The organism is Natronolimnohabitans sp. A-GB9, from assembly GCF_030848565.1.
Classification (GTDB): domain Archaea; phylum Halobacteriota; class Halobacteria; order Halobacteriales; family Natrialbaceae; genus Natronolimnohabitans.
The window spans coordinates 28,499-54,129 of sequence record NZ_JAVDDV010000010.1; the positions used below are offsets into that span (position 1 = coordinate 28,499).

21 protein-coding genes and 1 tRNA gene are annotated in these 25,631 nt (G+C 63.6%); 10 read left to right on the forward strand and 12 right to left on the reverse strand.

Going from position 1 to position 25,631, the window contains the following annotated elements; all coding sequences use genetic code 11:
- Positions 1-51: 51 nt before the first annotated feature.
- A complete protein-coding gene (locus RBH26_RS13665; protein WP_306758908.1) occupies positions 52-2,016 on the reverse strand; it encodes a hypothetical protein in 1,965 nt (654 codons plus the stop codon).
- Between the two features lie 271 nt (positions 2,017-2,287).
- Here RBH26_RS13665 and RBH26_RS13670 point away from each other — a divergent pair, with 271 nt between their 5' ends.
- The gene (locus tag RBH26_RS13670) at positions 2,288-3,769 is read left to right on the forward strand and encodes a replication factor C large subunit (protein WP_306758909.1); all 1,482 of its coding nucleotides are present in this window, start codon (positions 2,288-2,290) and stop codon (positions 3,767-3,769) included.
- Between the two features lie 170 nt (positions 3,770-3,939).
- Positions 3,940-4,140 (forward strand): hypothetical protein, encoded by a 201-nt coding sequence (locus tag RBH26_RS13675; protein WP_306758910.1) that lies wholly within the window; start codon positions 3,940-3,942, stop codon positions 4,138-4,140.
- A 24-nt stretch (positions 4,141-4,164) separates the two neighbouring features.
- Here the strand turns inward: RBH26_RS13675 and bioD are convergent, their stop codons facing one another.
- The 5 genes from bioD to rbcL all read right to left on the reverse strand — a co-directional run bounded on the left by bioD (position 4,165) and on the right by rbcL (position 9,841).
- Positions 4,165-4,875 (reverse strand): dethiobiotin synthase, encoded by a 711-nt coding sequence (gene bioD, locus RBH26_RS13680; RefSeq protein ID WP_306758911.1) that lies wholly within the window; start codon positions 4,873-4,875, stop codon positions 4,165-4,167.
- On the reverse strand, positions 4,872-6,083 hold the full coding sequence (locus RBH26_RS13685) for an 8-amino-7-oxononanoate synthase (protein WP_306758912.1): 1,212 nt from the start codon (positions 6,081-6,083) through the stop codon (positions 4,872-4,874). The genes bioD and RBH26_RS13685 overlap by 4 nt, the downstream gene beginning before the upstream one ends.
- A gap of 234 nt (positions 6,084-6,317) precedes the next feature.
- The gene (locus tag RBH26_RS13690) at positions 6,318-7,382 is read right to left on the reverse strand and encodes a transcriptional regulator (protein WP_306758913.1); all 1,065 of its coding nucleotides are present in this window, start codon (positions 7,380-7,382) and stop codon (positions 6,318-6,320) included.
- A 24-nt stretch (positions 7,383-7,406) separates the two neighbouring features.
- Positions 7,407-8,510 carry a biotin synthase BioB gene (bioB, locus tag RBH26_RS13695; protein ID WP_306758914.1) on the reverse strand — a complete coding sequence of 368 codons (1,104 nt, stop codon included), beginning with the start codon at positions 8,508-8,510 and terminating at the stop codon, positions 7,407-7,409.
- Between the two features lie 80 nt (positions 8,511-8,590).
- Positions 8,591-9,841 (reverse strand): type III ribulose-bisphosphate carboxylase, encoded by a 1,251-nt coding sequence (gene rbcL, locus RBH26_RS13700; protein ID WP_306758915.1) that lies wholly within the window; start codon positions 9,839-9,841, stop codon positions 8,591-8,593.
- A gap of 332 nt (positions 9,842-10,173) precedes the next feature.
- Here rbcL and RBH26_RS13705 point away from each other — a divergent pair, with 332 nt between their 5' ends.
- Entirely contained in the window at positions 10,174-11,028 is an 855-nt protein-coding gene (locus tag RBH26_RS13705; RefSeq protein WP_306758916.1) for a hypothetical protein, read from the forward strand.
- 188 nt (positions 11,029-11,216) lie between these two features.
- Here the strand turns inward: RBH26_RS13705 and RBH26_RS13710 are convergent, their stop codons facing one another.
- The 4 genes from RBH26_RS13710 to sucC all read right to left on the reverse strand — a co-directional run bounded on the left by RBH26_RS13710 (position 11,217) and on the right by sucC (position 15,807).
- Entirely contained in the window at positions 11,217-13,235 is a 2,019-nt protein-coding gene (locus RBH26_RS13710) for a heavy metal translocating P-type ATPase (RefSeq protein ID WP_306758917.1), read from the reverse strand.
- A 294-nt stretch (positions 13,236-13,529) separates the two neighbouring features.
- On the reverse strand, positions 13,530-13,682 hold the full coding sequence (locus RBH26_RS13715; RefSeq protein WP_306758918.1) for a hypothetical protein: 153 nt from the start codon (positions 13,680-13,682) through the stop codon (positions 13,530-13,532).
- Between the two features lie 104 nt (positions 13,683-13,786).
- A complete protein-coding gene (gene sucD / locus RBH26_RS13720) occupies positions 13,787-14,659 on the reverse strand; it encodes a succinate--CoA ligase subunit alpha (protein WP_306758919.1) in 873 nt (290 codons plus the stop codon).
- Positions 14,659-15,807, reverse strand: a complete 1,149-nt coding sequence (gene sucC / locus RBH26_RS13725; protein WP_306758921.1) for an ADP-forming succinate--CoA ligase subunit beta — start codon at positions 15,805-15,807, stop codon at positions 14,659-14,661. The genes sucD and sucC overlap by 1 nt, the downstream gene beginning before the upstream one ends.
- A gap of 512 nt (positions 15,808-16,319) precedes the next feature.
- Here sucC and RBH26_RS13730 point away from each other — a divergent pair.
- On the forward strand, positions 16,320-17,192 hold the full coding sequence (locus RBH26_RS13730; protein ID WP_306758922.1) for a UbiA family prenyltransferase: 873 nt from the start codon (positions 16,320-16,322) through the stop codon (positions 17,190-17,192).
- A 196-nt stretch (positions 17,193-17,388) separates the two neighbouring features.
- Positions 17,389-17,901 (forward strand): VTT domain-containing protein, encoded by a 513-nt coding sequence (locus RBH26_RS13735; RefSeq protein ID WP_306758923.1) that lies wholly within the window; start codon positions 17,389-17,391, stop codon positions 17,899-17,901.
- 123 nt (positions 17,902-18,024) lie between these two features.
- Here RBH26_RS13735 and RBH26_RS13740 read toward each other — a convergent pair whose 3' ends face one another.
- Complete coding sequence (locus RBH26_RS13740) at positions 18,025-18,252, reverse strand: DUF5795 family protein (RefSeq protein ID WP_306758924.1); 228 nt, start codon at positions 18,250-18,252, stop codon at positions 18,025-18,027.
- A 160-nt stretch (positions 18,253-18,412) separates the two neighbouring features.
- On the opposite strand from RBH26_RS13740, the gene RBH26_RS13745 reads away from it, so the two are divergent.
- The 4 genes from RBH26_RS13745 (at position 18,413) to RBH26_RS13760 (ending at position 21,483) form a co-directional block, all read left to right on the forward strand.
- Positions 18,413-18,495: transfer RNA gene (locus tag RBH26_RS13745), tRNA-Leu, on the forward strand.
- Positions 18,496-18,868: 373 nt separating this feature from the next.
- Positions 18,869-19,153 carry an amphi-Trp domain-containing protein gene (locus RBH26_RS13750; RefSeq protein ID WP_306758925.1) on the forward strand — a complete coding sequence of 95 codons (285 nt, stop codon included), beginning with the start codon at positions 18,869-18,871 and terminating at the stop codon, positions 19,151-19,153.
- 180 nt (positions 19,154-19,333) lie between these two features.
- A complete protein-coding gene (locus RBH26_RS13755) occupies positions 19,334-20,146 on the forward strand; it encodes an inositol monophosphatase (RefSeq protein WP_306758926.1) in 813 nt (270 codons plus the stop codon).
- A 200-nt stretch (positions 20,147-20,346) separates the two neighbouring features.
- Complete coding sequence (locus tag RBH26_RS13760) at positions 20,347-21,483, forward strand: DUF63 family protein (RefSeq protein ID WP_306758927.1); 1,137 nt, start codon at positions 20,347-20,349, stop codon at positions 21,481-21,483.
- 40 nt (positions 21,484-21,523) lie between these two features.
- Here RBH26_RS13760 and RBH26_RS13765 read toward each other — a convergent pair whose 3' ends face one another.
- On the reverse strand, positions 21,524-22,693 hold the full coding sequence (locus RBH26_RS13765; RefSeq protein WP_306759043.1) for a zinc-dependent alcohol dehydrogenase: 1,170 nt from the start codon (positions 22,691-22,693) through the stop codon (positions 21,524-21,526).
- Positions 22,694-23,246: 553 nt separating this feature from the next.
- Between RBH26_RS13765 and RBH26_RS13770 the strand changes: the two genes are divergently transcribed.
- Entirely contained in the window at positions 23,247-25,601 is a 2,355-nt protein-coding gene (locus RBH26_RS13770; protein ID WP_306758928.1) for an amino acid permease, read from the forward strand.
- Positions 25,602-25,631: the final 30 nt, after the last annotated feature.

Sequence of the window (25,631 nt, forward strand, 5' to 3'; positions counted from 1 at the left end):
CAGTCTCTCGGTGAGCGTAACGTGTCTTTTCTTTCTACCGGTCGACATGCGTCAGAGGGATGGTTCGGCCTCTTCCGCTGGATCGTCGTCGGCTGACGGCGCAGTGCCGTCGTCATCCGGCAGGTCGGTGCCCGCGCTGTCATCCGGTGGGTCGGAGCCGCCGTTGCCGTCCGGTGGCTCGACACCGGTATCGTCGTCCGGTAGGCCGGTGTCCCCGTTCCCGTTCGGCGGCCCAGGATCGGTATCGTCGCCTGGTGGTCCAGGATCGGTATCGTCGTCCGGTGGGCCTAAATCATCGTCGTCGTCCGGTGGGTCGGGCTCGTCATCGTCGGCGGGTAGTTGGTCGTCCCCCTCGTCGTCATCCGGTAGTTCGGGCTCGTCGTCATCATCGTCGGGTAGTTCGTCGTCTTCCACGTCGACTGTCGATTCGACCACCACCGTCGTGGACGCCGTGTCCGCTCCGGTGTCCACTTCCACCGGGAACGACTCGCTGTCGCCCGCTGGCTCGCCCGCCTGAAACGTCAGGGTGAGACCCGCTGATTCACCCGGCTCGAGTGTGAGCAGTTCGCTGTCCTCGACTTGCGGATCGTGACCGACGACGAGCTCGACGTCGGTAGTGCCGGTTTCGTCACCGACGTTCTCGATGGTCGTCTCGACCTCGAGCGTCTCCCCGCCGCCGATCGGAGAGTTCGTCGCTATCGAGGTCACTTCGAACGTCGCCGGTGTCGCTTCCTCGACGACGACCGTCTCGGAAGCCGTGTCCGCACCAGTATCGACGTCGACGGGGAACGCCTCGCTGTCTCCTGCCGGCTCCCCAGTCTCGAAGGTCAGCGTGAGATTAGCCGTCTCGTCGGGCTCGAGGGTGAGTAGTTCGCTGTCCTCGACCTGCGGATCGTGACCGACGACGAGTTCGACGTCAGTGGTGCCAGTTTCATCACCGACGTTTTCGATGGTCGTCTCGACCTCGAGTGTCTCTCCACCACTGACTGGTGAGTTGGTCGAAAGCGCTGTGACCTCGAACGTCGCCGGTAGCTCATCCTCAACGACGACCATCTCCGAAGCCGTGTCCGTACCGGTATCGACCGCTACCGGGAACTCCTCGCTGTCCCCTGCCGGCTCTCCCGTCTCGAAGATCAGCGTGAGATCGGTCGTTTCGTCCGGCTCGAGTTCGACCTGCTCGCTGTCCTCGATCTGTGGATCGTGGCCGACGACGAGCTCGACGTCGGTACTGGCGGCTCGAGGGCCGGCGTTTCGGATCGTCGCGTCCACTTCGAGCGTCTCGCCACCGCCAACGGGCGACTCGGCCTCCATCTCCTCGATCTCGAACGACGTGAGCTGTTCGAACTGCCACGAGTCCGATGCGTCGATGGCTCCGTTTTCACTGAGCACCCACGCGAGAACACCTTCTGGTACCACGTCGTCCGCATCGACCTCGAGCGTCGCCGTGTCGTCGCTACCATCGACGTCGGTGACGTCGAGAACGACGTCTAGTGCCAGGGCCCACCAGACGACGCGGTCCAGGTTTCCGTCGGGATCCGAGACGGCGACCTCGAGTTCGATCGTCTCGTCGGGCGCTCGGGGGAGCCGGTCGTCCGTCGACGGCTGCGTATCGGTGATACTCGGGGCCCCGATCCCGCCCGAAGCGACGTCGACCGTCAACGTGATCGCGTCGCTACCATCGATCTCTGCGGTTACTTGTCGATCCGACTCGAACGTGTGTTGCCAGAACGTGGTCCCTCGATGGTCGACGTATGCGCTCTCCCACGGCCCCATCGACGCCCCAGCGAACTCACCGTCGAGATACCACTCCGGCCACTCACCGATGCCGTCGACGCCGATCTCGAACACGATCGTCGTCCCCGGCTGGACGGAGAGCTCCGGCTCCGGTGGCTGAACGCGCTCGACGCCCTCGGTCTGTGTGTCTGCTCTACGCGTCTCCGTCACCCAGACGTAACCGATGCTCCCACCAGCGACGCCGCTGAGCAGCTCGCGCCGCTCGAGTTGTCTCCCTCCCATGAAACCCGCTACCTGTGTATCATTTGAGAACCTGTGGCACAGTTTCGGTACTCAACCAGCTGTTTTCGTTCGGCGGTCAGTCGACTACAGTCAATAATACGACATTATGTCGGGTAATGATCGTCTTTGTCATACTGCTGTCGACAGTATCAGTAGCGATCGTCTCGAGCGACGACGCGTACGAAGACATCCACCCCTCTCGGCCAGCAAACGGACAGCGAGGAGTAACGCTCCGCAACCACTAAACGCGGCTCCCACCAATCACGTTCCAATGAGCGACTGGACCGAGAAGTACCGTCCGACGACGCTGTCGGAGGTGCGCGGAAACAACAAGGCCCGCGACCAACTCGAGGAGTGGGCAAAGACCTGGGACGACCACCGGGACGCGGTGATCGTCCACGGGAGCCCGGGCGTGGGCAAGACCTCTGCGGCCCACGCGCTGGCCAACGACATGGGCTGGCCCGTCATGGAACTCAACGCCAGCGACGACCGGCAGGCCGACGTCATCGAGCGCGTCGCCGGTGAGGCATCGAAAAGCGGCACACTCACCGGCGGTGAGGCCGGACGCCGGCTCGTGATCTTAGACGAAGCGGACAACTTCCACGGCAGCGCCGATTACGGCGGCTCCCGGGAGGTCACCCGCGTCGTCAAAGACGCCAATCAGCCGATCGTCCTCGTGGCCAACGAGTTCTACGACATGAGCCAATCGCTTCGTGACGCCTGTGAGACGATCGAGTTCCGGGACGTCTCGAAGCGGTCGATCGTGCCCGTCCTACGGGACATCTGCCGGCGCGAGGACATCGAGTTCGAGGAAGACGCCTTGAAGAAGATCGCCGGGAACACGAGTGGGGATCTGCGGTCGGCGGTCAACGATCTGCAGGCGGTCGCCGAAGAGGCAGACCGACTCACCGTCGAGGACGTCGTCACGGGCCAGCGAGACACCACGGAGGGGATCTTCGACTTCCTCGATACCGTGATCAAGGAGGCAGACGCCGAGGGCGCGTTGCGGGCTTCCTACGACGTCGACGAGAACCCCGACGAGATGCTGAACTGGATCGAGGACAACGTCCCGAAAGACTACCACGGCCCGGAACTGGCCGACGCCTACGAGTACCTCTCGAACGCCGACCGCTGGCTCGGACGGGTGCGGGCGACCCAGGACTACTCGTACTGGCGGTACGCGACCGACAACATGACCGCCGGCGTCGCGGCCTCCCGCCGCGAAGAGAAGGGCGGCTGGACTCGCTACGGGCCGCCGAGTTACTGGTCGAAACTCGGTCGTACCAAGGGAACCCGAAACACCCGCGACGCCATCGCCGAACGCATCGCCGAACGCGAGGGGACGAGCGTCGCGACCGCCCGTCGGGAGATCCTCCCGTTTCTCTCGGCGATGACCCACCACTGCAAGAACCGCGATCTGACCGTTCAGATGGCCGCAGTCTACGACTTAGACGAAAACCAGGTCTCGTTCGTCACCGGCAGTGGAAAAGACACGAACAAGGTCCAGTCGATCGTCGAGGACGCCGGGGAACTGCGCGAAGAAGCGGTCGTCGAACACTCGGGATCGGCGTTTTTCGAGGCCGACGACTCGAGCGACGGGACGAACAACGACGAGTCCAGTGACGAAGCCAGCGACCAGGAGACGCTCGCGACGGCCGGCGGAGCGGACGAGGAGCCTACTGCCGACTCGAGTGAATCGAACGACGCAACCGAGACGGACGACGGCCAGTCCGGACTGAACGACTTCCTTTAGCCACCAGCGCGCGGTAGCAAGCGGTCACACGCGGTCTTATCGGTGTTCGGGCTCGAGACGAATCGGAACACCGTCTGTACAGAAAACCCTCTAATTTGACATATCAATTTGTAGTACAACCGATGGTATTACTTTGATCAACGGTGACAGTACCCAACGGTGACCGGCACATGAACGATCGACACCGGTGTCCCCTCTGTACCGAGACGTTCCCCGAGCGAACCGGCCTTCAGGTCCACCTCGAGGTCAACCACCGCAAGTCGGAGGTCGTCACTCTACTGGTCGATCTACACGAAGATACCGCCGAACGTCCGATAGACAGTGGGCCGACGGTCGCCGAAGAGGAGCGGTCGGCCCCGTCTGCTGACTGAACGCGATCGCTGTTCTGCGTCGCTCTAGTCGACCCCACCAGTCACGAGTCGATCCAGAAACGCCGGGGAGAGCGCGTCGGCGACGCCGATCGCCATCTCCTGTGGTGTCTCGTCGTCGAGCGGCGGGACCGTCTCGACGGGACAGTCGGTCATACGCTCGAGTTCAGCGGGATTGGTCCGTTCGGCGACGGTCGCGCCCGCGTACTCGTTGCAGACGATCCCGGCGACGTCGACGCCGCGGGACTCGAGTGCGTCGACCGAAAGTGCGCTGTGATTCAACGTCCCCAGGCCCGAGCGAGTGACGACGACGGCGGTCGCATCGAGATCGGCGACGAGATCGATCACCTCGCGGTCTCCGGCAAGCGGAACCCGCAGACCGCCGATCCCCTCGACGATTGGGACTGCGGTCTCGGCGACGGCGTCCTCACAGGCCGCTCGCACGTCGTCGTACGCGAGTTCTTCGTCAGCTACCTCGGCGGCGACCCGCGGAGCGAGTGCTGGCTCGAGATAGCGTGGACAGGTCGCCGACGCCTCGTCATCGCATGCCTCGGCGACGAACCCCGCATCGTCGTCCGGTGGGTACCCGGTCTGGGCGGGTTTGATCGCCCGGGCGTCGGCGCCGGACTCGCGCAGCCAGCGGGTGATCCCAGCGGTGACGACGGTCTTGCCGACGCCAGTGTCGGTGCCGACGATTGCGATCGGATCGGCGAGCGTGAGTTCCTCGAGATCGGTCATAGCAGTCCGACCTCCGCGCCGGCCTCCCGGAACGCCTCGAGACAGGCGACGACGTCTTCCTCGTCGTGTGTCGCCATCGGGGCGACCCGGATCCGGCTAGTACCGTCGGGAACTGTCGGCGGTCTGATCGCGGGCGCGACGACGTCGCGATCCTCGAGTGCCGATGCGAGCGCGAGCGCGTCCTCGCGGTCGCCGACGAGGACGGGGAGGATCTGGGAGTCACCCAGCACCGTAAAGCCCATCGACTCGAGACCGTCCCGAAGGTGGGATACGTTCTCCCAGAGTCGCTCGCGAGCGTCGCCGTGGCGGGCGACGTGTAACGCTTCGCTCGCCGCCGCGGCGGCCGGCGGTGCAAGCCCCGTCGAGAAGACGAACGACCGCGCGTCGTTGACCAGACACTCGATCAGTTCCTCGCTGCCCGCGACGTAGCCGCCCTGGCTGGCAAGCGCCTTCGAGAGCGTCCCAAGCTGGATCTGGACGCGATCCTCGAGGCCCTCGGCCTGGACGACGCCACCGCCGTCGACGTAGAGACCGGTCGCGTGGGCCTCGTCGACCATCACCCAGGCGCCAAACGCTTCGGCAGCGTCACAGATCTCCGCCAGCGGGGCGACGGTCCCGTCCATGCTGAACACGGAGTCGGTGACGACCAGCCAGGATTCGTCCGTGTCGGCATCGGCAGCGTCGAGTCGACGCTGCATCTTCGACCGGAGACTTCCCGCGTCACAGTGGTCGTAGACGATCGTCTCGGCGTCTGTCAGCCGGCAGCCGTCGATGATACTCGCGTGATTGTATTCGTCGGAGAAGATCACGTCCGGTTCGAGGGCGGTGATCGTCCCGATGTTCGCGGCGTATCCGGAGGAAAAAGCGAGCGCTCGTTCGGTCCCTTTGGTCTCGGCGAGTAGCCGTTCGAGGTCTCGGTGGACCATCGTATCGCCGGTGACCAGCCGGCTCGCACCGGCACCCGTCCCGACGGTCGCGGCGGCCTGGCGGGCCGCGTTCTCGACGCGCTGGTCGTCGGTCAGCCCCAGGTAGTTGTTCGAGGCAAAGACCAGTGCTTCGGTCGAATCCAGCACCGGTAGCTCGCTGCCCGACGGGGGCGCGAAGTAGCCCCGCTCGGCGACCCGATCGACGGGCGTGAGCGAACGTTTCAGCGTGGCGTCCTCGAGAGCCTCGAGTCGATCCTCGAGGTCGAACCCGCGGTTATCCATTCGAGTGTACGGTGTCAGCGCCATGGTTTCACTCTCACGATTCCGTCCAGGACAGACGCAGTCTCGATATTCCGTTCCGGATACTCCTCCGGACCACTGTCCCGACTGTGGTGCACTCGCGAGCGGTCTGTGGTTGTGCCACAGTCGCCCGTCATACGGACTCCTGTAAGTCGGTACCGGCGCAACCGCGACCCGGACTGTGGTTGCGCCGGGAAATCGGTACAGCAATCCGTATCAGAAGCCGGGCATCAGTTCAGCCGGGCCGAAGACGCCGTACTCGCCGGCGCGGTTTCGTCGGACGCCGGCTTTCAGGTAGCCAAGCGCCGGCCCGTTGACGTTCGCCTCCATGCTCGTCTCGTCGCCGAGCTGGAAGGTGTTCGTCGCCGTCTCGCCGTCGAAGGTTCGGCCGGTCACCGACACCGTGGTCGTCGTCGGCTTCTCGTCGCTGCGGACGTCCAAGATCCCGCCGACCTCGACGTCCTCGGCGTCACAGATCCCCGCACGCTCGAGGAGGATGTCGTCGGCGTGTTCCATGTCTTCGAACTCGATGACGCCGTCGTGGTCGTCGATGATCGCCTCGATCTCCTCGTCGCTGAGGTCGCGGGCGGTGTCGATATCGTACTCGGGGAGGTGGGCGATGTCCTCACGGACGGTGCCACGGTTGTCCTCGTAGCCCGACTTGAGGCCGACGCCCCACCAGATATCGACGGATTCGACCTCGACGAACGACTGGGCGGCAAGCGCCGCGGCACCGGTCAGGAGACCGGGCGTCGCCCCGGCGCCACAGATGAAGGTGATCCCCGCGTCCTCGAAGGCGTCGGTCCGCTCGTCGAGCATCCCGATCACGCGCGAGCGCTTGAGCACGTCGATCATGACACCCGAGTAGTCGCCCTCGAGGAACCGATCCGCGACGCGCGGGATGAAGTCGTGTTCGTAGTTCGGGAGCGCGAGCAAGACGGCGTCGATCCCGTCGCCGTGGTCGATCACGTCCTGGATGGGGTCGTCGCTGGGGCGGGCCTGCTTGGAGGCGACGACGCCTTTGTCGTCGCCGTGTTGTTTGACGCCTTCCGTTGTGGCTGTGGCGCCGCCGTCCGTCGCGACGTCGTCTTGTGGCCCGCTGTCGATGTTGCCCTCCGTCGCGGCCAGCAACTCGTCGACGTCGAGCCCGTCGAAGTCGATCGCAGTCCCGTGGCGGTCACAGGCTGCGACCGGCGTCAGGTGGTCTTTGTGCTGGCTCACTTCGAGTGCTCGTCGGCCGATGCCTCCGGTTCCCAGTACTGCAAACGTAACGTCGTCCATTGTATCGATGTCGTATAGTAGTCGTCAGTCGTCGCTCGGTTCTGCGCCGGTACTCGCTGCCGTCTCGGTCGACTCGGTGGCCTCGCCGTGGCGTGCCTTGACCGCTTCGGGGTCGAAGTCGTTGACCTCGCGGTTGGGCTCGAGGCCCGCTCGCTCGATGATCTCGATGTCGTCGCCGGGCGACTGGCCCTCCGTGGTGAGGTAGTCGCCGGTCAGCAGGCCGTCGGCGCCGGCCTCGAGGGGCAGGTGCTGCTCGTCGGGTGCGAGATTGACCTCGCGACCGCCCGTGAGTCGCACCCGCGACTCGGGGTGGAGCAGTTTGTACACCGCGACCGTCTTGACGATCTCCTCGGTCGTGATGTCGGCGCCCTGTTCGTACAGTGGCGTCCCCTCGACGGGGTTTAACACGTTCACCGGGAGCGAGGAGATCCCGATCTCCTGTAACGCGATAGCGGCGTCGACCCGGTCGGCCGGTGTTTCGCCCATGCCGAGGATGACGCCGGCACAGAGGTCCATGCCGGCTTCCTTGGCGACCTCGAGGGTCGCTACGCGATCCTCGAAGCTGTGGGTGTCGACGATCTCGGGGAAATACCGCGGCGAGGTCTCGATGTTGTGATTGTAGTGGTTGATCCCCTCCTCTGCTAAGATCTCCGCTTCCTCTTCGGTCAGGATACCGAGGGAGGCGTCGACCTCGAGATCGCACTCCTCGCGAACCAGCCGGATCGCCTCGATGACCTCGGCCCACTCCTCGGGACGGTGTTCCTTGGAGACGCCCTTCTCGGCGACGACGATGCCAAAGCGTTGGGCACCGTCGGCCTCGGCGCGTTTGGCGGCCTCGAGGACCTTCTCCGGGCCGAGGAAGCCGTAGGTGTCGATACCGGTGTCGAAGTGAACCGACTGGGCACAGAACCCACAGTCCTCGGCGCAGTTGCCCGCCTTCGCGTTGACGATCGAGCAGGCGTCGACCGTGCCATCACCGAAGTGGTCGCGCACGACGGCGCCGGCCTCCGCAAGCGCGTCGGCCGGCTGGGCCAGTAGCGCGATCCCGTCGGTCCGATCGAGCCGTTCGCCGGCGAGCACCCGCTCGAGCGCGTCGTCGACCGTCTCGTTGTTCGTCTCGTAAACCACACCTAGGTAGGTGGTTAACGAGAATATAATTGTTGTGGATTATCACGCAAGCTGAGAAATAGAACCGGCTGACTGGAACGCTACCGGGGTGTCTCCGCGCCCCACTTCTCGAGGGCCGTCGCCAACTCCTCGTGATCGTCAGCGTACGCCTCGAGGGAAACGCCCTCGAGGCTCGCGTCGACGGACTGACGAAGCGCCTTCGCACCCGCGTGGGTGCCGTCGGGATGGCCGTGGATGCCGCCGCCGGCCTGGACGATGATATCCGTGCCGAGCGCGTCGAGCAACTGGTCGACGACGCCGGGGTGAAGCCCGCCGGAGGCGACGGGGAGGACGGGGTTCAGGCCGTACAGATCGGACGTGAGCCACTCGTTGATCCCGGGCGTGTCCTCGTTCTCCAGCTTTCCGAGCCCTGCAGTTCCGGTGTGGAGGTGGTCGACGCCACAGAGTCGCGCGATCTGTGCGAGGACACGCATCGAGACGCCGTGGTGGTCGAGTCGGTCGAACGCGGCGTGCATCGCGCGGTGGGCGTGGATCGCCAGATCGTGTGTTTCCGCGCGCTCGCGGACCGTCTGGACGGCCGACCAGCCACAGGTGATCACGTCGACCATGACGAAGCCGCCGCCGTGTTCGGCGACGAGGTCGACGCGCTCTAGCATCTCCTCGGTCTCGGCCGTGACGTTTACGAGGTAGTCCTTGCGCTCGCCCGTCTGTTCCTGGGCGCGGTCGCGGGCCGCGAGGCTGTCGGCGAGGCGGTCCTCGAAGGGGTTGAAGTCCTGATCGGTGAGGTTTTCGTCGTCTTTCAGCAGGTCGACGCCACCGAGCCAGGCGTCCTCGCCGACCTGGACGTGGGCGTCCGTCGAGAGCCCGACCTTCGGCTTCGGTACTGTCGCCAGCACCGGCCGGTCGTCGGCGTCGAGTTTCTCGTGGGCGACACTCGGCCCGAACTGCGGGCCGGGGAACCCCTCGACGATCGACTCGGGCCAGTGACAGTCCTCGAGGCGGATCGAGTCGACCGCCTTCATGCCCATGATGTTGCCCGCGATACACGAGAGTATCTGTGGCATGCTGCCGGCCTCGAACAGTTCCGTGGGGTAGGCGACGGTGATCTCACCGCCGTCGATCCCGCAGGCGACCGCGCCGAGATCCGTCAGTTCGGCCTCGTCGACGTGTAACGCTGCCCACGTCCCGTTCGAGGACTCCGAGGCGACCCGACTCGCCGCCGCCTCGAGCGAGAGCCCCTCGGCCGGCTCGATCGTAAACTCACAGACGAGATCCGTCGCCGACGAGTCGTACTCGAGGTCCAGAAAGTCGTCGTACTCGATTCCGGTCATGGTAATAGCTCACGTTCACTCTCTCGAGTAATAGGAGTTGTGTAGGACCGATTATGGGTTCGCCCGTTCCCCCCTTCCGTTCGCTGTCTGGGGAGCGAATCGAATATCGTCTACTTCCTGTCGTGATACTGCCGGACAGAAGTCACTGAAGAGAATTCGCCGTACGGAAGCGGCAAATTCTCACAATAGTTCTGTCCGACAGTATGAATCGACCGGCGACGGCCGTCAGGCTAATACGTGCCTGGCTCAGTTCCTCGGCGGTGAAAAAACTCCAAATGCTAAAGTCGTGCTACTATACATTCTTAAAAAGGACGTTCATGACAGATAGTACGATGAACACAAATTCGGGCGAGGGCGCGCTCGACGTCGGTGGGGTCGACGGGCTGTTCGAGGACCTCGAGGACGAGTCACTCGAGGAGGAACCGGCCGACGGGGACGGGACGGGAGACGGAGGGGAGTCCGACGAGCCGTCGCTGTCCGACGCGGTCGAAGATCGGACCGCGTCGGCCGTCTTCGGCCAGCTCCAGGAGCGTGTCTCCGCGACCGACGACGTCGACGACGTCCTCGCCGACGAGAGTCCCGCGGATATCATCGCGAGCGCGGACGAGCCCGAGCCCGAGCGGGAACCGATCGGCGACGAGCTCGTCGACGAAGGCGCCCTCGAGGAGCTCTTGTTGACCGATCGGACGAAATCCGAGGAGTTCCTCTGGGTCGAGACCGACGCCGACGATTCGAATACGGAGGGGTCGGCTGTCGACGACGTCGACGACTCGAGTGTAGACGCGATCGATTCCGTCGACGCAGAAATCCGTCCCGAATCTGACTCGGCGGTCTCCAGCATCGAAACCGAACCGGAAACCACGCAACGGCCTGCTTCCGATCGTTCCGAAGCCGATCTCGATGCGGCGCTCGGAGAGGTGGCCGAGGCGTCCACGGAACCCACCGACGAGATCGACGTTTCCGGATCGGCCGAAGAGACCGACGATACGCTCGAGTCGAAAGACGAGACCGAACGCCCTGCCGAAACGCCTGACAACACCGCGACACCGCCGACCGACACGGCGGCATCGGAACCGACTACGACGGACGAGCCGACGGTCTCGTCGGCCACCGATGACGACTCCTCGTCCGGACTGCTTGGTTGGCTCCGTTCGACGCTCGGTGGATTGTTCTCTCGTGGTGAATAGTCGCTGATACTGTCGGACAGCACGAGTCACCGTCGGTCGCACGACTGCGGCCGTCGCCGACAGTGACGGCCGCGGATTCGCGACCGACGTTTCACTGACTGCTGTTTGGCAGTATGACCGGCCGCTGATCCCCGATCCCGCCCTGGCGCCCGGCGGGACAGCGGTCCGTATGAGTGGTGCGTACTGGATTATGCTCCTTGAAAGCCGATCAGCCGCAGACCGATCAGACAGACGAGCACGGTCGATCCCTCGTGGCCGATCACCGCGAGTGGGAGCGGAATCCCCGCTGTGAGGATCGCTCCGATCATGATCGCAATCGCCCCGAACGCGATGGCGAGATTTGCAAAGAGCGTCTTGCGCGTCTCACGGCTGAGCGCGAGTGCATAGGGTAGTTTGCTGAGCTCGTCGGACATGAGCACGACTTCGGAGGTCTCGAGGGCGACGTCGGTGCCGGCTCCGCCCATCCCGACGCTGATATCAGCCGTCGCGAGTGCCGGCGCGTCGTTGACGCCGTCGCCGACCATCGCCACTGCCTCGTGGCGGTTCTGGAGCCGTTCGATTCGGTCGACTTTCTGCTCGGGAAGCAACTCCGCGTACACCTCGTCGATCCCGAGTTCGTCCGCAATCGATCTGGCCACACGCTCGTTGTCGCCGGTCAGCATGACGATCCGTTCGACGCCGAGCTCGCGCAGGCGTTCGATCGTCTCGGCTGCGTTTGCCCGGATCGTATCGGTGAACGCGAGCCAGCCCAGGACCTCGAGACTGTCCCCGTCTCCGTCCTCGCGGGCGACGAGCACGCTTGTCTTCCCGTCACTCTCGAGCGATCGGACGGCCTCGAGGCCCGCCTCGAGTCCTGCGACCGTCTGCTCTTCGGTCACTGTCTCGAAGTAGCGGGCGTTGCCGATGTGGATCGTCCGCCCCCCGACCGTCGCATGGACCCCCTTGCCGACGACGGCTTCGAAGCCGCTCGCGACGGGCATCTCGAGACCGCGTTCCTCGGCGGCCTCGACGGTCGCCTCGGCTAGGTGGTGTTCCGAGCGGGACTGAACAGCGGCAGCGAGTGCGAGCAGGCGGCCGTCGTCCTTGAGGCTCGCCCCCGCACGAACGGTCACGTCGGTTAGCCGGGTGTTGCCCTCAGTGAGCGTCCCGGTTTTGTCGAAGGCGACGGCGTCGACGGTCGCCGTCCGCTCGACGTGTTCGCCGCCCTTGAAGAGGACGCCCTGGCGTGCGCCGGCGGTGATCGCCGACAGCACTGCCGCCGGCGTCGAGAGGATCACAGCACACGGCGACGCCGCGACCATGAGCGTCATCGCACGGTAGAACGTGGAATCGAACTCGTGACCGAGTCCTAGCGGAATCGCGATCGCTACTGCCGTCATCGCGAAGACGCCGAGCACGTATGGCTGCTCTAACCGGTCGATGAGCCGCTGCGTCGGAGCTTTCTCGCTTCGGGCCTCCTCGACCATGTGGATGAGCTTCGAGATGGCAGATTCTTCGGCCTCGCGGGTCACCCGAACCTCGAGGCTCCCGGTCTCGTTGATCGTGCCGCCGAAGACCTCGTCGCCCGGCGCTTTCGAGACGGGGACGGATTCGCCGGTCAGCGAGGACTGGTCGACCGTGGTCTCGCCGGATTCGACAACGCCGTCAAGCGGGATCCGATCGCCGGGTCGGACGACGAACACCTCGCCGATCTCGACGTCGTCGATAGGGACGGTCACCTCCTCCCCGTCACGGAGCAGTTGTGCGGACTCCGGGCGCATCTGCATCAGCGACCGGATCGCGTCCCTCGAGCGACCGATGGCGTAGTGTTGTAATACGTTCGACAGCGAGAACAGAAAGAGCAACATTGCTCCCTCGAACGGTGCGCCGATGGTGAGCGCCCCGAGTGCTGCGATGATCATCAGCAGGTCGATCTCGACGGCCGGCTCCTGGAGCGCCTCGATGCTCTCTTTGAGGCCGTACCAGCCACCGAAGACGTAGGCCCCGCCGTAACACGTCCAGACGAGCCAGGAGGGCCCACCGAACCAGCCGGCGAGGAGCCCGCCGATCATCCCAACGAACGTGAGGACGACGAACGCTCCCTCCCGGCGGAGCGTCGACTGGTCCGGAACTGCTTCGTCTTCGACCGCCTCCCTACGAGGCTCCGATCGATCCGTCGCCGTCCCGACCGCTTCGTCGACCTGCTCGGGACTCGAGGGCTGTTGCATACTCGTACGTGTGCGCCCCACCGGAATAAGTATTGTCAATAAAAATAAATTTTTTAGGATAGCCTAAATAATAATTAGGCATGCCGAAACACAGCGGCTAAATTCCAAGAACTGCTCTAACACAGCAAGGTCAGGTCAGAGCGGAGTGGAGGTAGCTAGCGATCGCTCGAGTCCGGCGCTGTACTTATACTGTTGGACAGCACTATTCGACGATCGGTCGCGCGACTGCGGCCGTCCCGACGGTGACGGCCGCGAGTTCGCGACCGACTGCTCACTGACTGCTGTCCGACAGTATTACTGTTCCGGGTGCCACGGAATTCCCTCGCGACGGACCGTGTACGACCGACTCCCACATTCGGGACAGGCCGTTCCGCCGCCCGTCGCGTCCGGGCGGTCGGGGATCGTATGTGCGTCGCCGCAGTTGTCACAGACGAGTCGAACTGGCATACCGTAGGAGAACCGACGATCCGCTGGCGTATGTGGCTACTGCCGGGACGTGCGCGGCGCTGGTCGGCGCTTGCGGCCGAAAAAATGAGTCCTCGTCGTCGGCGTTAGTTGAGGAACTCTTCGATGTGGTCAGCGACCTCCTCGGGGGTGTCGCCGACGGGGACGCCCGCATCGTTCAGGGCCGAGATCTTGCTCTCGGCGGTACCGGTCCCGGAACCGGAGACGATCGCGCCGGCGTGGCCCATGCGCTTGCCCGGCGGCGCGGTACGGCCTGCGATGAAGCCGGCGACGGGCGTGTCGACGTTCTCGTCGATGTACGCGGCGGCTTCCTCCTCGTCCTCGCCACCGATCTCACCGCACATGACGATCGCGTCCGTCTCGTCGTCGTTCTCGAACAGTTCGAGAGCGTCGATGAAGTTCGTCCCGATGATCGGGTCGCCGCCGATACCGATCGCGGTGGTCTGCCCGATACCGCGGTTGGTCAGGTTGTCGACGACCTGATAGGTAAGCGTACCGGAGCGAGAGACGAGGCCGACGTTGCCCTCGGCGAAGATGTTACCGGGGAGAATGCCGAGTTTGGCCTCGCCGGGCGTGATGAGACCCGGACAGTTCGGACCGATGAGACGCGTGTCGGTCTCGGAGAGACGCTTGTTGACACGGGCCATGTCCTGGGTCGGGATACCCTCAGTGATCGCGACCGCCAGATCGAGATCGGCGTCGAGCGACTCGAAGATCGCGTCGCCGGCAAAGGCCGGCGGGACGAAGATAACCGAGGTGTCGGCGTTCTCCGCTTCGACGGCCTCGTGGACCGTATCGTAGACGGGGACGCCTTCGACTTCCTGGCCGCCCTTACCGGGGACGGCGCCGGCGACCACGTTGGTGCCGTACTCCATCATCTGCTTGGCGTGGAACTTGCCTTCCCCGCCGGTGATGCCCTGTACCACGACGCGCGTGTCGTCGTCGACTAGAACGCTCATTATTCGTTCACCTCCTCAGCGTACTCGACTGCACGCTGGACTGCCTCTTCTAGGGTCTGTTCGACCGTTACGAGGTCCTCGTTCAGAATTTCCATACCTTCCTCCCAGTTGGTGCCGGCGAGTCGGACGACGACCGGCTTGGGGATCTCGTCGAACTGCTCGAGTGCCTCGTTGATCCCGCGGGCGACCTCGTCGCCGCGCGTGATGCCGCCGAAGATGTTGAAGACGACCGAATCGACGTTGTCGTCCGAGAACACCATATCGAGCGCGTTCGCGATGCGGTCGGCCTTCGCGCCACCGCCGACGTCCAGGAAGTTCGCCGGCTCGCCGCCGTAGTGGTCGACGAGGTCGAGCGTGGTCATCACGAGGCCGGCACCGTTGCCGATGATCCCCGTGTTGCCCTCGAGGCGGACGTAGTCGAAGTCGTACTCGTCTGCCTTCTGCTCGAGTTCGTCGCCGCCGGCCGCTTCCTCTTCCATCTCGGCGAGTTCGGGCTGGCGGAAGAGAGCGTCCTCGTCGATGTTCATCACGGCGTCGGCCGCGATGACCTCGTCGTCGCTCGTGACCATCAGCGGATTGATCTCGGCGTCGGAGCCGTCGCGGCTCTCCCAGAGATCGTACAGCGTCATGAGAACGTTCGAGACGTCACGTGCGACGGCCTGGTCGACACCCGCGTCGTAGACGGCCTTGCGGGCCTGGTAGGGGTGCATGCCGAAGGAGGGGTCGATGTGCTCTCGCGCGATGGCGTCGGGGTCTTCCTCGGCGACTTCCTCGATGTTGACGCCACCTTTCGTCGAGACCATCGCGACGGGCTTGCCCTCGCCACGGTCCATCGTGATCCCGACGTAGAGTTCGTCGGTGAAGTCGACGGCTTCCTCGACGAGGACGCGGTCGACGTGGTAGCCTTTGAGATCCATCCCCAGAATCTCGTCGGCCGCCTCGCGGGCCTCGTCCGTATCCTCGACGAGTTTGATGCCGCCGGCCTTCCCGCGGCCACCGACCTGTACCTGTGCCTTGATCGCGACTGGATACCCGATCTCCTCGGCCGCGGCGACGGCGCCGTCGACGTCGGAGGCGAGTTCCGATGCCGGCGTCGGAATGCCGGCGTCGGCGAAGACCTGCTTCGCCTGATACTCGTGTAGTTTCATGGCCATTCGAACGGCCGTTCCGCCCTTGCTTAAATCCTGTTAGTTTCCACTCGCGACCGAAATCTATCGACGGCTATCAACCGCACCGTGACTACGGATTTAGACCGTTGTCTCACAACACGATTCGTAGGATATCCTCAACCGTAACTGCATGAAACGCGTTCACACGTTGGGGATCGAGTGGGAACCGGTACCATCTTTCGAAATTTCGGAACGTCACGATCGCCGACTCCGCGCTGGCGATCGTCGGGAGATCGGGACAGCAGTCCGTATCGAGAACCCGACCAAAGCGTTTGACTGCGGGCGGCGCTAATACTGCCGAACAGAAGTCAGTGAACCGTCGGTCGCGAACTCGCGGCCGTCACCCGTTGGGACGGCCACAGTAGCGCGACCGATCGGTGAATAGTTCTGTCCGGCAGTATAACGTCGACCTAGGCCGATCGATCCCGATCGGACGACCGTCTCGTCTCGTATGCCCGTCACCGTCATCCGACGCCGGAGGCCGACCTGACGTGACCACCCCGACTGCGGTCCGCGAACGACGAGGCTGGTACGCGTCGCTCCAGCGAACGCTGCGCCTGCTCGTCCACAGTAACCTCTTTATTTCGCTGTCGACGATGAGCGTCGTCGTCACCACGGTCGTCCTCGCGGGTCTCCCACTCGAGGCGTTACCGCTGTTTATCGTCTTCGCGGCCACGCTGTTCGTCTACACCGTCAACCGCTTTACCGACCTCGAGGAAGACGAAGCGAACGTCCCCGAGCGCGCGTCGTTTACCAGACGCTACGGCCCCCTCCTGCTTGCTATCGGCGTGGGGCTCTACGTCCTCGCCATCGCCGTCGCGATCGCGCTGGGACTGCCGGGAGCGGTCTATCTCCTCTTGCCGCTGGTCGTCGCGGTCCTGTACTCCGTCGGCGGCATCAAACAGATCTTTCTCGTGAAGAACCTCTTCGTCGGCCTCGCCTGGGGGGCGATCCCGCTGGGTGTCGGCTACTACTACGGCCAGCTCTGGACCCTCGAGATTCTCAGTATCACAGGCTACGTCATCGCGATGATCACCATCGCGGCGGTGATCTTCGATATCAAGGACATCGAAGGTGACCGCGCCGAAGGCATCGCAACGGTCCCCAACCGGCTCGGAACGGAAGCGACCAGGCGATACTGCCAGTTCGCGAACGTCCTCGTGGCCGTGGCCGTCGTCGGCCTCGTCGCCACGACGCCGCTCTCGAGTGCGTTTCTCGTGTTGCTCGCGATGAACGGCTACGTCGCTGCTTACATCCCCTTCGCGACGCCCGAACGCGGGCCGCTGTACTATGGCTTCGTCGTCGACGGCGAACACGTGTTTCTGGCGGCGGTCGTCCTCACGCTCGAGTGGCTGGTGTGGTGACGTCGGAAATCGAAATCTATCGGAAAGATAGAATATACAATCAATTGAAGGTATCTCGAATTGTGCGAAACTCTCGAATCTCGTAGCAGTTACCTGCTCCAAACAGTCATTTAGAAATATATCTTCTGTGTGAATGAACACTCGAGATGCAGAGCACAGATATCATTCGAATACGTACGATGGGGTATCGGCTTCCATGCTCGACACGTTCATCGATCTCGGGTTTTCGATTCTGGTGACGTTCGATCTCCCGGCGCTGTTCGTGCTGTTTGTCCTCAAGGGAGCGATCATCGGGAAGCCGCTTCCGACGTCTGTCTTTCTCCCCGGGTATCTCGTCGCTATCTCCCCCTCTCAGCGGATGATCTGGACGAGCATTCTCGTCGCATCGGTCGGATACGTCTGCGGACAGCTACTGATCTACTGGCTGGCTGCCCGCCGCGGGACCGATGCGATTCGATCGCTTCCGAAAGTGACGATCTCCGACGAACAGATGGCACAGGCGAAACGCCTGTTTCGAAGCTACAGCGGGACGGGGATCTTCGTGACGAATCTGCTCCCCTATCTTGGAAGTTTCGTCATGATTCCTGCAGGGATCGCCTCGTATCCGATCGAACGAGCGGCGTTGTACGCGTTCTCGTCGACGCTACTCAACTACGTCTTTACCGTCTGGCTCGTTTTCGAGTCCGTACAACTCGTTTCGACGGCCTGACAGGCCGAACGAAATCAGGACACTGATACGGGCTGTTGTTCCGCTGTCGCGCCGATTACCGACCCCGTCTTGGCGACCGGCGCGACGTGACGACAGGAGACCGTATACTTACAGTAGTCCGTATCAGTCCCGGTCGTCTTCGCTCCAGTCGCAGTCCTGGCACTTCCAACCCGTAACCAGTTCGGTCACCGACGGCATGTACGTGACCTCGAGGACGTTGCCGCCACAGTCGGGACACTCCCTGTCGGCCTCGGCGATCGAGTCGACCTCCATGATGGAGTCGTCTTCGATCATCTCGGCGAGTTTTTGGGCCGTTACCATTCGTCCCTGCACGACGCGATTGTCGCTCATACTCCGGCTATCGCGTGCGTGCCCCTAAGCGTTTTCAGGTCGGCCGACGTCGACGGCTTCGAAATCCGGCCTCGAGTTGGGTTCGACCCGATCGGACGATTGAAACACGAAATCGGAATCGGACGATTTAACCTGCTGAGGTGAAAACGAACTAGTGCGTGCGAGGGTAGCCAAGCGGTCAACGGCGGCGGACTCAAGATCCGCTCCCGTAGGGGTTCGTGGGTTCGATTCCCTCCCCTCGCATTGCAGTGAGGCGCAAACCGCGCCGAACGAAATGCACGGGAGGGATCGAACGACGCCAAGGATCTTGGCGGTTGTTCGATTCCCTCCCCTCGCACTGTCACAAAGTGCGGCAAGACGGAGCGTCTTGCCCTCGCAACTTTTCCGACGACGCTATCTCCGACGGAGCCGGTAGGCTATCGGTCGCCACCGAACGGGGCACATAACTGCTTCCGGGCGGTTTCGGCCTCGAGGAGGCTCGCGCGGTCGACATCTTCGAGTCGCCGTCGAAGTCGCCGGAGTCGCCGGACCGAGGGGACGATCGGCAGTCGGGTCTCGAATGGCCGGCCATCTGAGGTTAAACTGTTATTATCAACCTCGTCGTAGTAGTACCCGTATGAGCGACGAGAGTTCAGAATCCCACGAGACGGAGGGACGAGACGTCGAGTTCGAACACTATCTCTCTCGAGAAGAGGTGACCGACCACTTCGAGTCGTTCCTCGAGGGCTTCCGTGAGGGTGAGACCGTGACGATGACGATCGGCGACGAGACGATCGAGATCGATCCGCCGGAACACCTCGGCTTCGAACTGGAGTACGAGGAGGACGGCGACGACCGCGAACTCGAGTTCGAACTCGAGTGGCAGGTCAAAAGCGACGAGCTCGATATCGACTCGTCGTAGTCCCTACGGCGGCCAATAGGGCCCCTGATCCGGATCGAAGAGTGGACAGTTATACGGACTGCTGTAACTATGTACCGCCGATCGCCAGGACGGGGTCGGCGATCGGCAGTAATTGACTACAGGAGACCGTATCACAGACGAATGCAACCTCTTTTGGCGCCGTCGTCCCGATATATCGTCATGAGCGAACACGACGCGGACGCGCGTCGGGCCAGCGTCGCGGTCAGTGCTGCCCGCGCGGGGGCAGACGTCGCGGCGGCGTCCTTCCGAAGTGACCTCGAGATCGAGCACAAAGACAGGAAGACGGACGTCGTCACCCAGGCCGACCGCGACGCCCAGCGACGGGTCATCGAGGAGATCGAGGCAGCCTACCCCGACGACCCGATCGTCGGGGAGGAGGAGGGTGCACTGAAGACGGTCCCCGAGTCGGGACCGGCCTGGATCGTCGATCCCATCGACGGGACGAACAACTACGTCAACGGGATTCGGGCGTTCGGCACGGCCGTCGCCGCGATCCGCGATGGGGAGCCGGTCGGGGCAGCCACCGTCTGTCCCGCCTTGTCGGACGCCTACCGCGTCGGCCCCGCGGGCGCGTTTCGCAACGGCCAGCCCCTCTCGGTCAGCGACGTCACCGATCCCAGGTCCGCGACCGTCTGCCCGACGTTCTGGTGGGACTACGACGATCGCGACCAGTATGCGGTCGCCTGCCGCGCCGTCGTCGAGCGCTTCGACGACATGCGTCGCTTTGGCTGTGCCCAACTCGAGCTCGCGATGGTCGCGTCGGGCGCGCTCGAGGGGACGATGACGAACGTGCAGGCCAACTCGTGGGACACCGTCGCCGGCGTCGCGATGATTCGGGCGGCCGGCGGGACCGTCACCGACCTCGAGGGCGAGCGCTGGCGCCACGACAGCGACGGGCTGGTCGCCTCGAACGGCAGGATTCACGAAGACGTTCTGGCGGCGACACAGGAGATCGAGGCCGCTCTCGAGTAGTTCGACACAACAGAGACCGTCGGACAGCACTATTCACCGTCGGTCCCACGACTGCGGCTGTCGCCGACGGTGACGGCCGCGAATTCGCGGCCGACGGGTCACTGACTCCTGTCCGACAGTATGAACGCCTTCGATCGTCGACTGTCGCGGATTGCAGAAGATCGGAAAGCGTTAAGCGGTCCCCGTCCCGGATAACGGTTATGGGCATACTCGCCGAGTATATCGATCGGTACGGGGCCGAGCGCGTCTGGGCCGCGACCGTCGTTCTTCTCGCCGTCGGCGTCGCGACTGCCGCCGTGTTGTTCCCCCAGCGTGTCTACGTCGACATCATCTGGCAGTATTACTGGGGGCCAGTGGTCGCCGACGCACACGGCTGGAGCAGTGGAATCGCCTGGGCCGACGGCGAGCAGGTCCACATCAGCGAAGCCGGACCCGACGACGGGCCGTTCGCCGAACCCGGCTACACGTTCGTCTCTTATGCAGGCTACATTCCGACGCTGATTCTGGGAGCCATTGGGCTGCTCTTTTTGATCCGGCGTCTCGACATTCGGCGCTACCGTGCGGGTTTCTTCGCGCTGTTCCCGTTCATGCTGTTCGGCGGGGCGCTGCGAACCGTCGAGGACGCGAACGTCGCCGCCTACCGCGAGACGGGTGAACTCGCGATCCAGCTCCCGTGGTCCGGATTCCTGATCAGTCCCCTGATCTACTTCACCGTCGCCGCGCTCGCGGTGATCGCGGTCGTCGTCTCGGTCTGGCTCGAGCGCAACGACTACGTCTCGGGGTATGAGTACCCGCTTGCGGCGATCGGTACCGGACTGCTCGCGATCACCCTCGCCTACCTCGGCTATACGGCGACCCAGGAGTACGCGACGTTCTATCCGTGGCTCCTGGTGACCGTCCTCGTCGGTGCGACCGTCTCGACGTGGATCACGTGGGTCGTCATCGAGCGGTTCGCACCCTGGATCAACGCCGGAACCCGGTATATGGGACTTGTCGTGATCTGGGCACACGCGGTCGACGGCGTCGCGAACGTTATCGGCCTCGACTGGGCGACGGCGTTCGGTCACGAACACAACCTCGCGCCGAAACACCCCGTCAACGCGACGATCGTCGAAGTCACCGGATCGGTGCTGCCCGCCAGTATCGTCGAGGTCACGGGTCAGGCCTGGCCGTTCCACATCGTGAAAATCGCCGCGGCCGTGTTCGTCGTCTGGGTCTTCAACGAGGAGATCTTCGACGAACACCCGCGATTCGCGATCCTGATGTTGATCACCGTCGTCGCGGTCGGTCTCGGTCCCGGAACCCGAGACATGCTTCGGGCGACGTTCGGAATCTGATCGGCCACCGGGCGCCGACGCCTCGTCTCGCCCGTCTCCATCAGGGCGTCAACATCACCTTGATACACCCGTTTTCTTTGTTGTTGAACGTCTCGTATAGCTCCGGTCCGCTGGTCAACGCCTCCTGGTGAGTCACGACGAACGAGGGATCGATCTCGCCGTCTTCGATCATCTCGAGCAGCGGGTCGAGATACCGTTGGACGTGGGTCTGTCCAGTCTTGATCGTCAGCGCCTTGTTCATCATCGGACCCAGCGGGACGTTGTCGCCCTCGCGGAGGTAGACGCCCGGAATCGAGATCGTGCCGCCCTTCCGGCAACACTTGATCGCCTGGCGGAGGACGTGGACGCGATCGTCCTGAAGCCGTAGCTCCTGTTTGACTTTCTCGGTAACGCCTTTCAGCCCGGTTCCGTGGGCTTCCGTCCCGACCGCGTCGATACACCGGTCGGGACCGCGGTTGCCGGTCATCTCCATCAACCGGTCGTAGACGTCCTCGTGTTCGAAGTTGATGGTCTCAGCGTCGCCGTGCGAACTGGCCATATCCAGGCGCTCCGAGACGCGGTCGATGGCGATCACGCGATTCGCGCCGAGCATCCAGGCGCTCTGGATGGCGAACTGGCCGACCGGGCCACAGCCCCAGACGGCGACCGTATCCTCGGGTTCGATGTCGGCGTTCTCGGCGGCCATATACCCAGTCGGGAAGATGTCCGAGAGGAACAACACCTGCTCGTCCGGCAGATCCGACTCGACTTTTACGGGGCCGACGTCGGCGTGGGGGACCCGTAGATACTCCGCCTGCCCGCCGGCGTAGCCACCGAGTAGGTGCGAGAAGCCGAGCAGGCCGGCCGGCGAGTGGCCCATCGCCTTGCGTGCGAGTTCGGCGTTTGGATTCGAGTTGTCACACAACGAGTACAGCTCTTCTTCGCAGAACCAGCAGGCACCACAGCTGATCGTAAACGGAACGACGACGCGGTCGCCGACCTCGAGGCGCTCGACGTCGCTACCGACCGCGACGACCTCGCCCATCGGTTCGTGACCCAGGACGTCTCCTTCGCGCATCCCGGGCATGTAGCCGTTGTAGAGGTGGAGATCGGAGCCACAGATCGCGGTGGCCGTAACCTCGATCACCGCATCGGTTGGATTGACAATTTCGGGTTTGGGGACTTCGTCGACGCGGACGTCCTGTTCGCCGTGCCAGGTGAGTGCCTCCATCGTGCCGTCCATGGTCTCACGAGGGTCTCTCACCCAGCCGACGGGTAAACCGCCTCCCTGTCCTTGCAACAGCGTCAGTGTCGCCCCCGGACGATCGACCCGCTCGGACTCGAGTCCGTCGTACGGTCCTTTCTCCGTCAGCCGGGGAGACCAGGGACGGATCGTGGTTTTAACGGAATCTCGGGGCAGGGGACCGTATCATGCAACGATCACGGCCGTTTTCGATGGCAAACGAACCAGTTAAAGGACGAGTCCCACTTTCTCCATTGTGTTCGCAGCGTTCCGAGCAGCGATTCCGCCCTGTTCGGAAGCGGCGTTCGGTGACTCGTTCCCCGCGGCCGGAGGTAGTTCCTGATACAATAATAATAATCGGATCCGATTCCTGATTCGATACTTTATCTCCCAATCCAATTGGGAAAACGAATCTATTAAGGGAGGTCGCCCCATCGGTCGGAACAACGGGCGTGTAGTATACGCTTCGAAACTCAACTATGTCACTCCACGTACTTCCGATATGCAGTAGCAACTCGCCCTCGAGACGGAGGGATCGACGATGAGCGGCGACGAAGATCTCGCCAAGGACCTCGGCCTGATCTCCGCGCTCGCGATCGGTATCGGGACGATGGTCGGCGCGGGAATCTTCGTCCTGCCCGGCATCGCCGCACAGGAGGCTGGCCCGGCGGTCGTGCTTTCGTTTATCATCGGCGGCATGATCGCCATGATAAACGCGTTTTCGGTAAGCGAACTCGGTACGGCGATGCCGAAAGCCGGCGGCGCCTACTACTACATCAACCGGGCGCTCGGGCCGCTGTTCGGATCGATCTCGGGGATGGGTGACTGGATCGGCCTCGCCTTCGCGAGCGCGTTCTACAGTATCGGCTTCGGCGGGTATCTCGCCGACTTGCTCGATGGAACCGTTATCACGCTTCCCCTCCTCGGGGAACTCGCGTTGCTGCCGACGATTACGCTCGGCCCGCTCGTTTTGACCGACATTCAGATCGGTGCCGTCCTCGCCGGGATCGTGTTCGTCGGCGTCAACTACATCGGGGCGAAAGAGACCGGAGGCATCCAGACTGCTATTGTCACGATTCTGCTCGGGTTGCTCACGATCTTCGCCATCGTCGGCTTCTTCTCCTTCGACTGGGGGACCGTCACCGTCGACGGCAGTTACACGCCGGAGGGAACGGCGGCGATCCTCCCCGGCGCAGCCCTCGTGTTCGTCTCGTATCTCGGCTACGCGAAGATCGCGACGATCGGCGAGGAACTCAAAAACCCCGGCCGCAACCTCCCGATCGCGATCATCGGTAGCGTCGGGATCGTGATGGTGATCTACACGATCCTCGTCGGCCTCTTGATGGGTCTCGTTCCCCACCAGGAGTTCTTCCTCGAGGAGGTCGAGAACGCGCCGATGACGTACGCCGCCGAGATCGTCTTCGACTACGCGTTCACGGTCGCCGGTCTCGAGATCTCGATTCTCGGCGTCGGCGTAACGTCGATCACCGTCGCGGCGCTACTCGCGACCGCCTCGAGTGCGAACGCGTCGATCCTCGCGTCGGCCCGTATCAACTTCGCGATGGGGCGGGACAAGATCGTCTCCGACAAACTCAACGCGATCCACCCTCGCTTCGCGACGCCGTATCGATCGATCGCCGTCACCGGCGGCATGATCGTCGTCTTCATCGTTGCTCTCGGCGAGACCGTCGAGATCCTCTCGAGTGCGGCGAGCGTCCTTCACCTGGTCGTCTACGCGCTGATCAACGCCTCGCTGATCGTCTTCCGTGAGACGAACCCGCCGGAGTACGATCCGGACTTCGAGGTTCCGTTCTACCCGTTTACGCCGATCGCCGGCTTCGTGCTGTCGCTGGCGTTGATCTACTTCATGGATCCGCTCGCAACCGCGATCAGCGCCGTGTTCGTCGTCTTCGCGATCGTCTGGTACTTCGCGTACGCGCGAACCGAAACCGACCGCGAGGGCATCCTGAGCAACTACGTGCTCTCGCGGTCCGAGGAGATGCCCGACGTCGCAGTCTCGGCTGCGAACGTCGCCAAACCGGCTAACAGCGAGGAGTACACGGTCGTCGTCCCGGTCTCGAACCCCCGGACCGAGTCTCAGCTCCTCTCGCTTGCAAGCGTCGTGGCAAAGGCCAACGACGGCGTCGTCAAGGCCATCCACATCGTCGAGGTACCTGACCAGACGCCGCTGCGGGAGGGCTCAGAGCACATCCAGGAAATCGACGCGGAGTCCCAGGCGTTAATGAGTCGCGTTCGTGAAAGCACGACGACACTCGACGTCCCCGTCGACGTCCAGACGGTCGTCTCCCATCGCTCGTTCGAGGAGGTCTTCGACGTTGCCCGCCGGGAGGACGCCGATACGGTCGTCATGGGCTGGGGTGCAGACCGGCCGTGGAGCGCCGGCCGCGCCGAACGCCCCCTCGACGAACTGACTCACGACCTCCCCTGTGACTTCCTCGTGTTGAACGACCGGGGCCTCGAGACTGACCGTGTGTTAGTGCCGACCGCTGGTGGTCCGGACTCCGATCTCAGCGCCGAACTGGCCCGCCATCTGCGCGATGAGTTCGGCTCGGAGATCACGCTTCTCCACGTCGTCGACGCCGACGACGCAACGGAAGGCGAAGCCTTCCTCTCGGAGTGGGCCGACGACCACGACCTCGAGGACGCTGCGATCCGGGTCGACACGTCCGGCAACGTCGAGGAGGCGATCTCGACGGCCGCGGAAGACCACTCGCTGCTCGTCATCGGAGCGACCGAACGCGGCCTGCTCTCGCGACTCCTCCACGGATCGCTTGCCTACGACGTCGTCGACGAGGTCGACTGTTCGGTCGTGCTGGCAGAACGGCCGACGAAGCGGTCGCTGTGGGATCGACTGTTCGGCAGCCGAAACGAGTAGCCGGGTCCACGAACTCACCAGCCCGGTCGC

Coding starts and splice junctions, on each gene's coding strand:
- RBH26_RS13690 (WP_306758913.1), bottom strand. CDS start 7,382: ATGGACGACGTTACGTTTGCAGTACTGGGAACCGGAGGCATCGGCCGA.
- RBH26_RS13740 (WP_306758924.1), bottom strand. CDS start 18,252: ATGAGCGACAATCGCGTCGTGCAGGGACGAATGGTAACGGCCCAAAAA.
- RBH26_RS13705 (WP_306758916.1), top strand. CDS start 10,174: ATGAACACAAATTCGGGCGAGGGCGCGCTCGACGTCGGTGGGGTCGAC.
- sucC (WP_306758921.1), bottom strand. CDS start 15,807: ATGAAACTACACGAGTATCAGGCGAAGCAGGTCTTCGCCGACGCCGGC.
- RBH26_RS13755 (WP_306758926.1), top strand. CDS start 19,334: ATGAGCGAACACGACGCGGACGCGCGTCGGGCCAGCGTCGCGGTCAGT.
- RBH26_RS13760 (WP_306758927.1), top strand. CDS start 20,347: ATGGGCATACTCGCCGAGTATATCGATCGGTACGGGGCCGAGCGCGTC.
- sucD (WP_306758919.1), bottom strand. CDS start 14,659: ATGAGCGTTCTAGTCGACGACGACACGCGCGTCGTGGTACAGGGCATC.
- RBH26_RS13715 (WP_306758918.1), bottom strand. CDS start 13,682: ATGCCAGTTCGACTCGTCTGTGACAACTGCGGCGACGCACATACGATC.
- rbcL (WP_306758915.1), bottom strand. CDS start 9,841: ATGACCGGAATCGAGTACGACGACTTTCTGGACCTCGAGTACGACTCG.
- bioD (WP_306758911.1), bottom strand. CDS start 4,875: ATGACCGATCTCGAGGAACTCACGCTCGCCGATCCGATCGCAATCGTC.
- RBH26_RS13750 (WP_306758925.1), top strand. CDS start 18,869: ATGAGCGACGAGAGTTCAGAATCCCACGAGACGGAGGGACGAGACGTC.
- RBH26_RS13675 (WP_306758910.1), top strand. CDS start 3,940: ATGAACGATCGACACCGGTGTCCCCTCTGTACCGAGACGTTCCCCGAG.
- RBH26_RS13665 (WP_306758908.1), bottom strand. CDS start 2,016: ATGGGAGGGAGACAACTCGAGCGGCGCGAGCTGCTCAGCGGCGTCGCT.
- RBH26_RS13670 (WP_306758909.1), top strand. CDS start 2,288: ATGAGCGACTGGACCGAGAAGTACCGTCCGACGACGCTGTCGGAGGTG.
- RBH26_RS13710 (WP_306758917.1), bottom strand. CDS start 13,235: ATGCAACAGCCCTCGAGTCCCGAGCAGGTCGACGAAGCGGTCGGGACG.
- RBH26_RS13765 (WP_306759043.1), bottom strand. CDS start 22,693: ATGGAGGCACTCACCTGGCACGGCGAACAGGACGTCCGCGTCGACGAA.
- RBH26_RS13685 (WP_306758912.1), bottom strand. CDS start 6,083: ATGGATAACCGCGGGTTCGACCTCGAGGATCGACTCGAGGCTCTCGAG.
- RBH26_RS13770 (WP_306758928.1), top strand. CDS start 23,247: ATGAGCGGCGACGAAGATCTCGCCAAGGACCTCGGCCTGATCTCCGCG.
- RBH26_RS13735 (WP_306758923.1), top strand. CDS start 17,389: ATGCTCGACACGTTCATCGATCTCGGGTTTTCGATTCTGGTGACGTTC.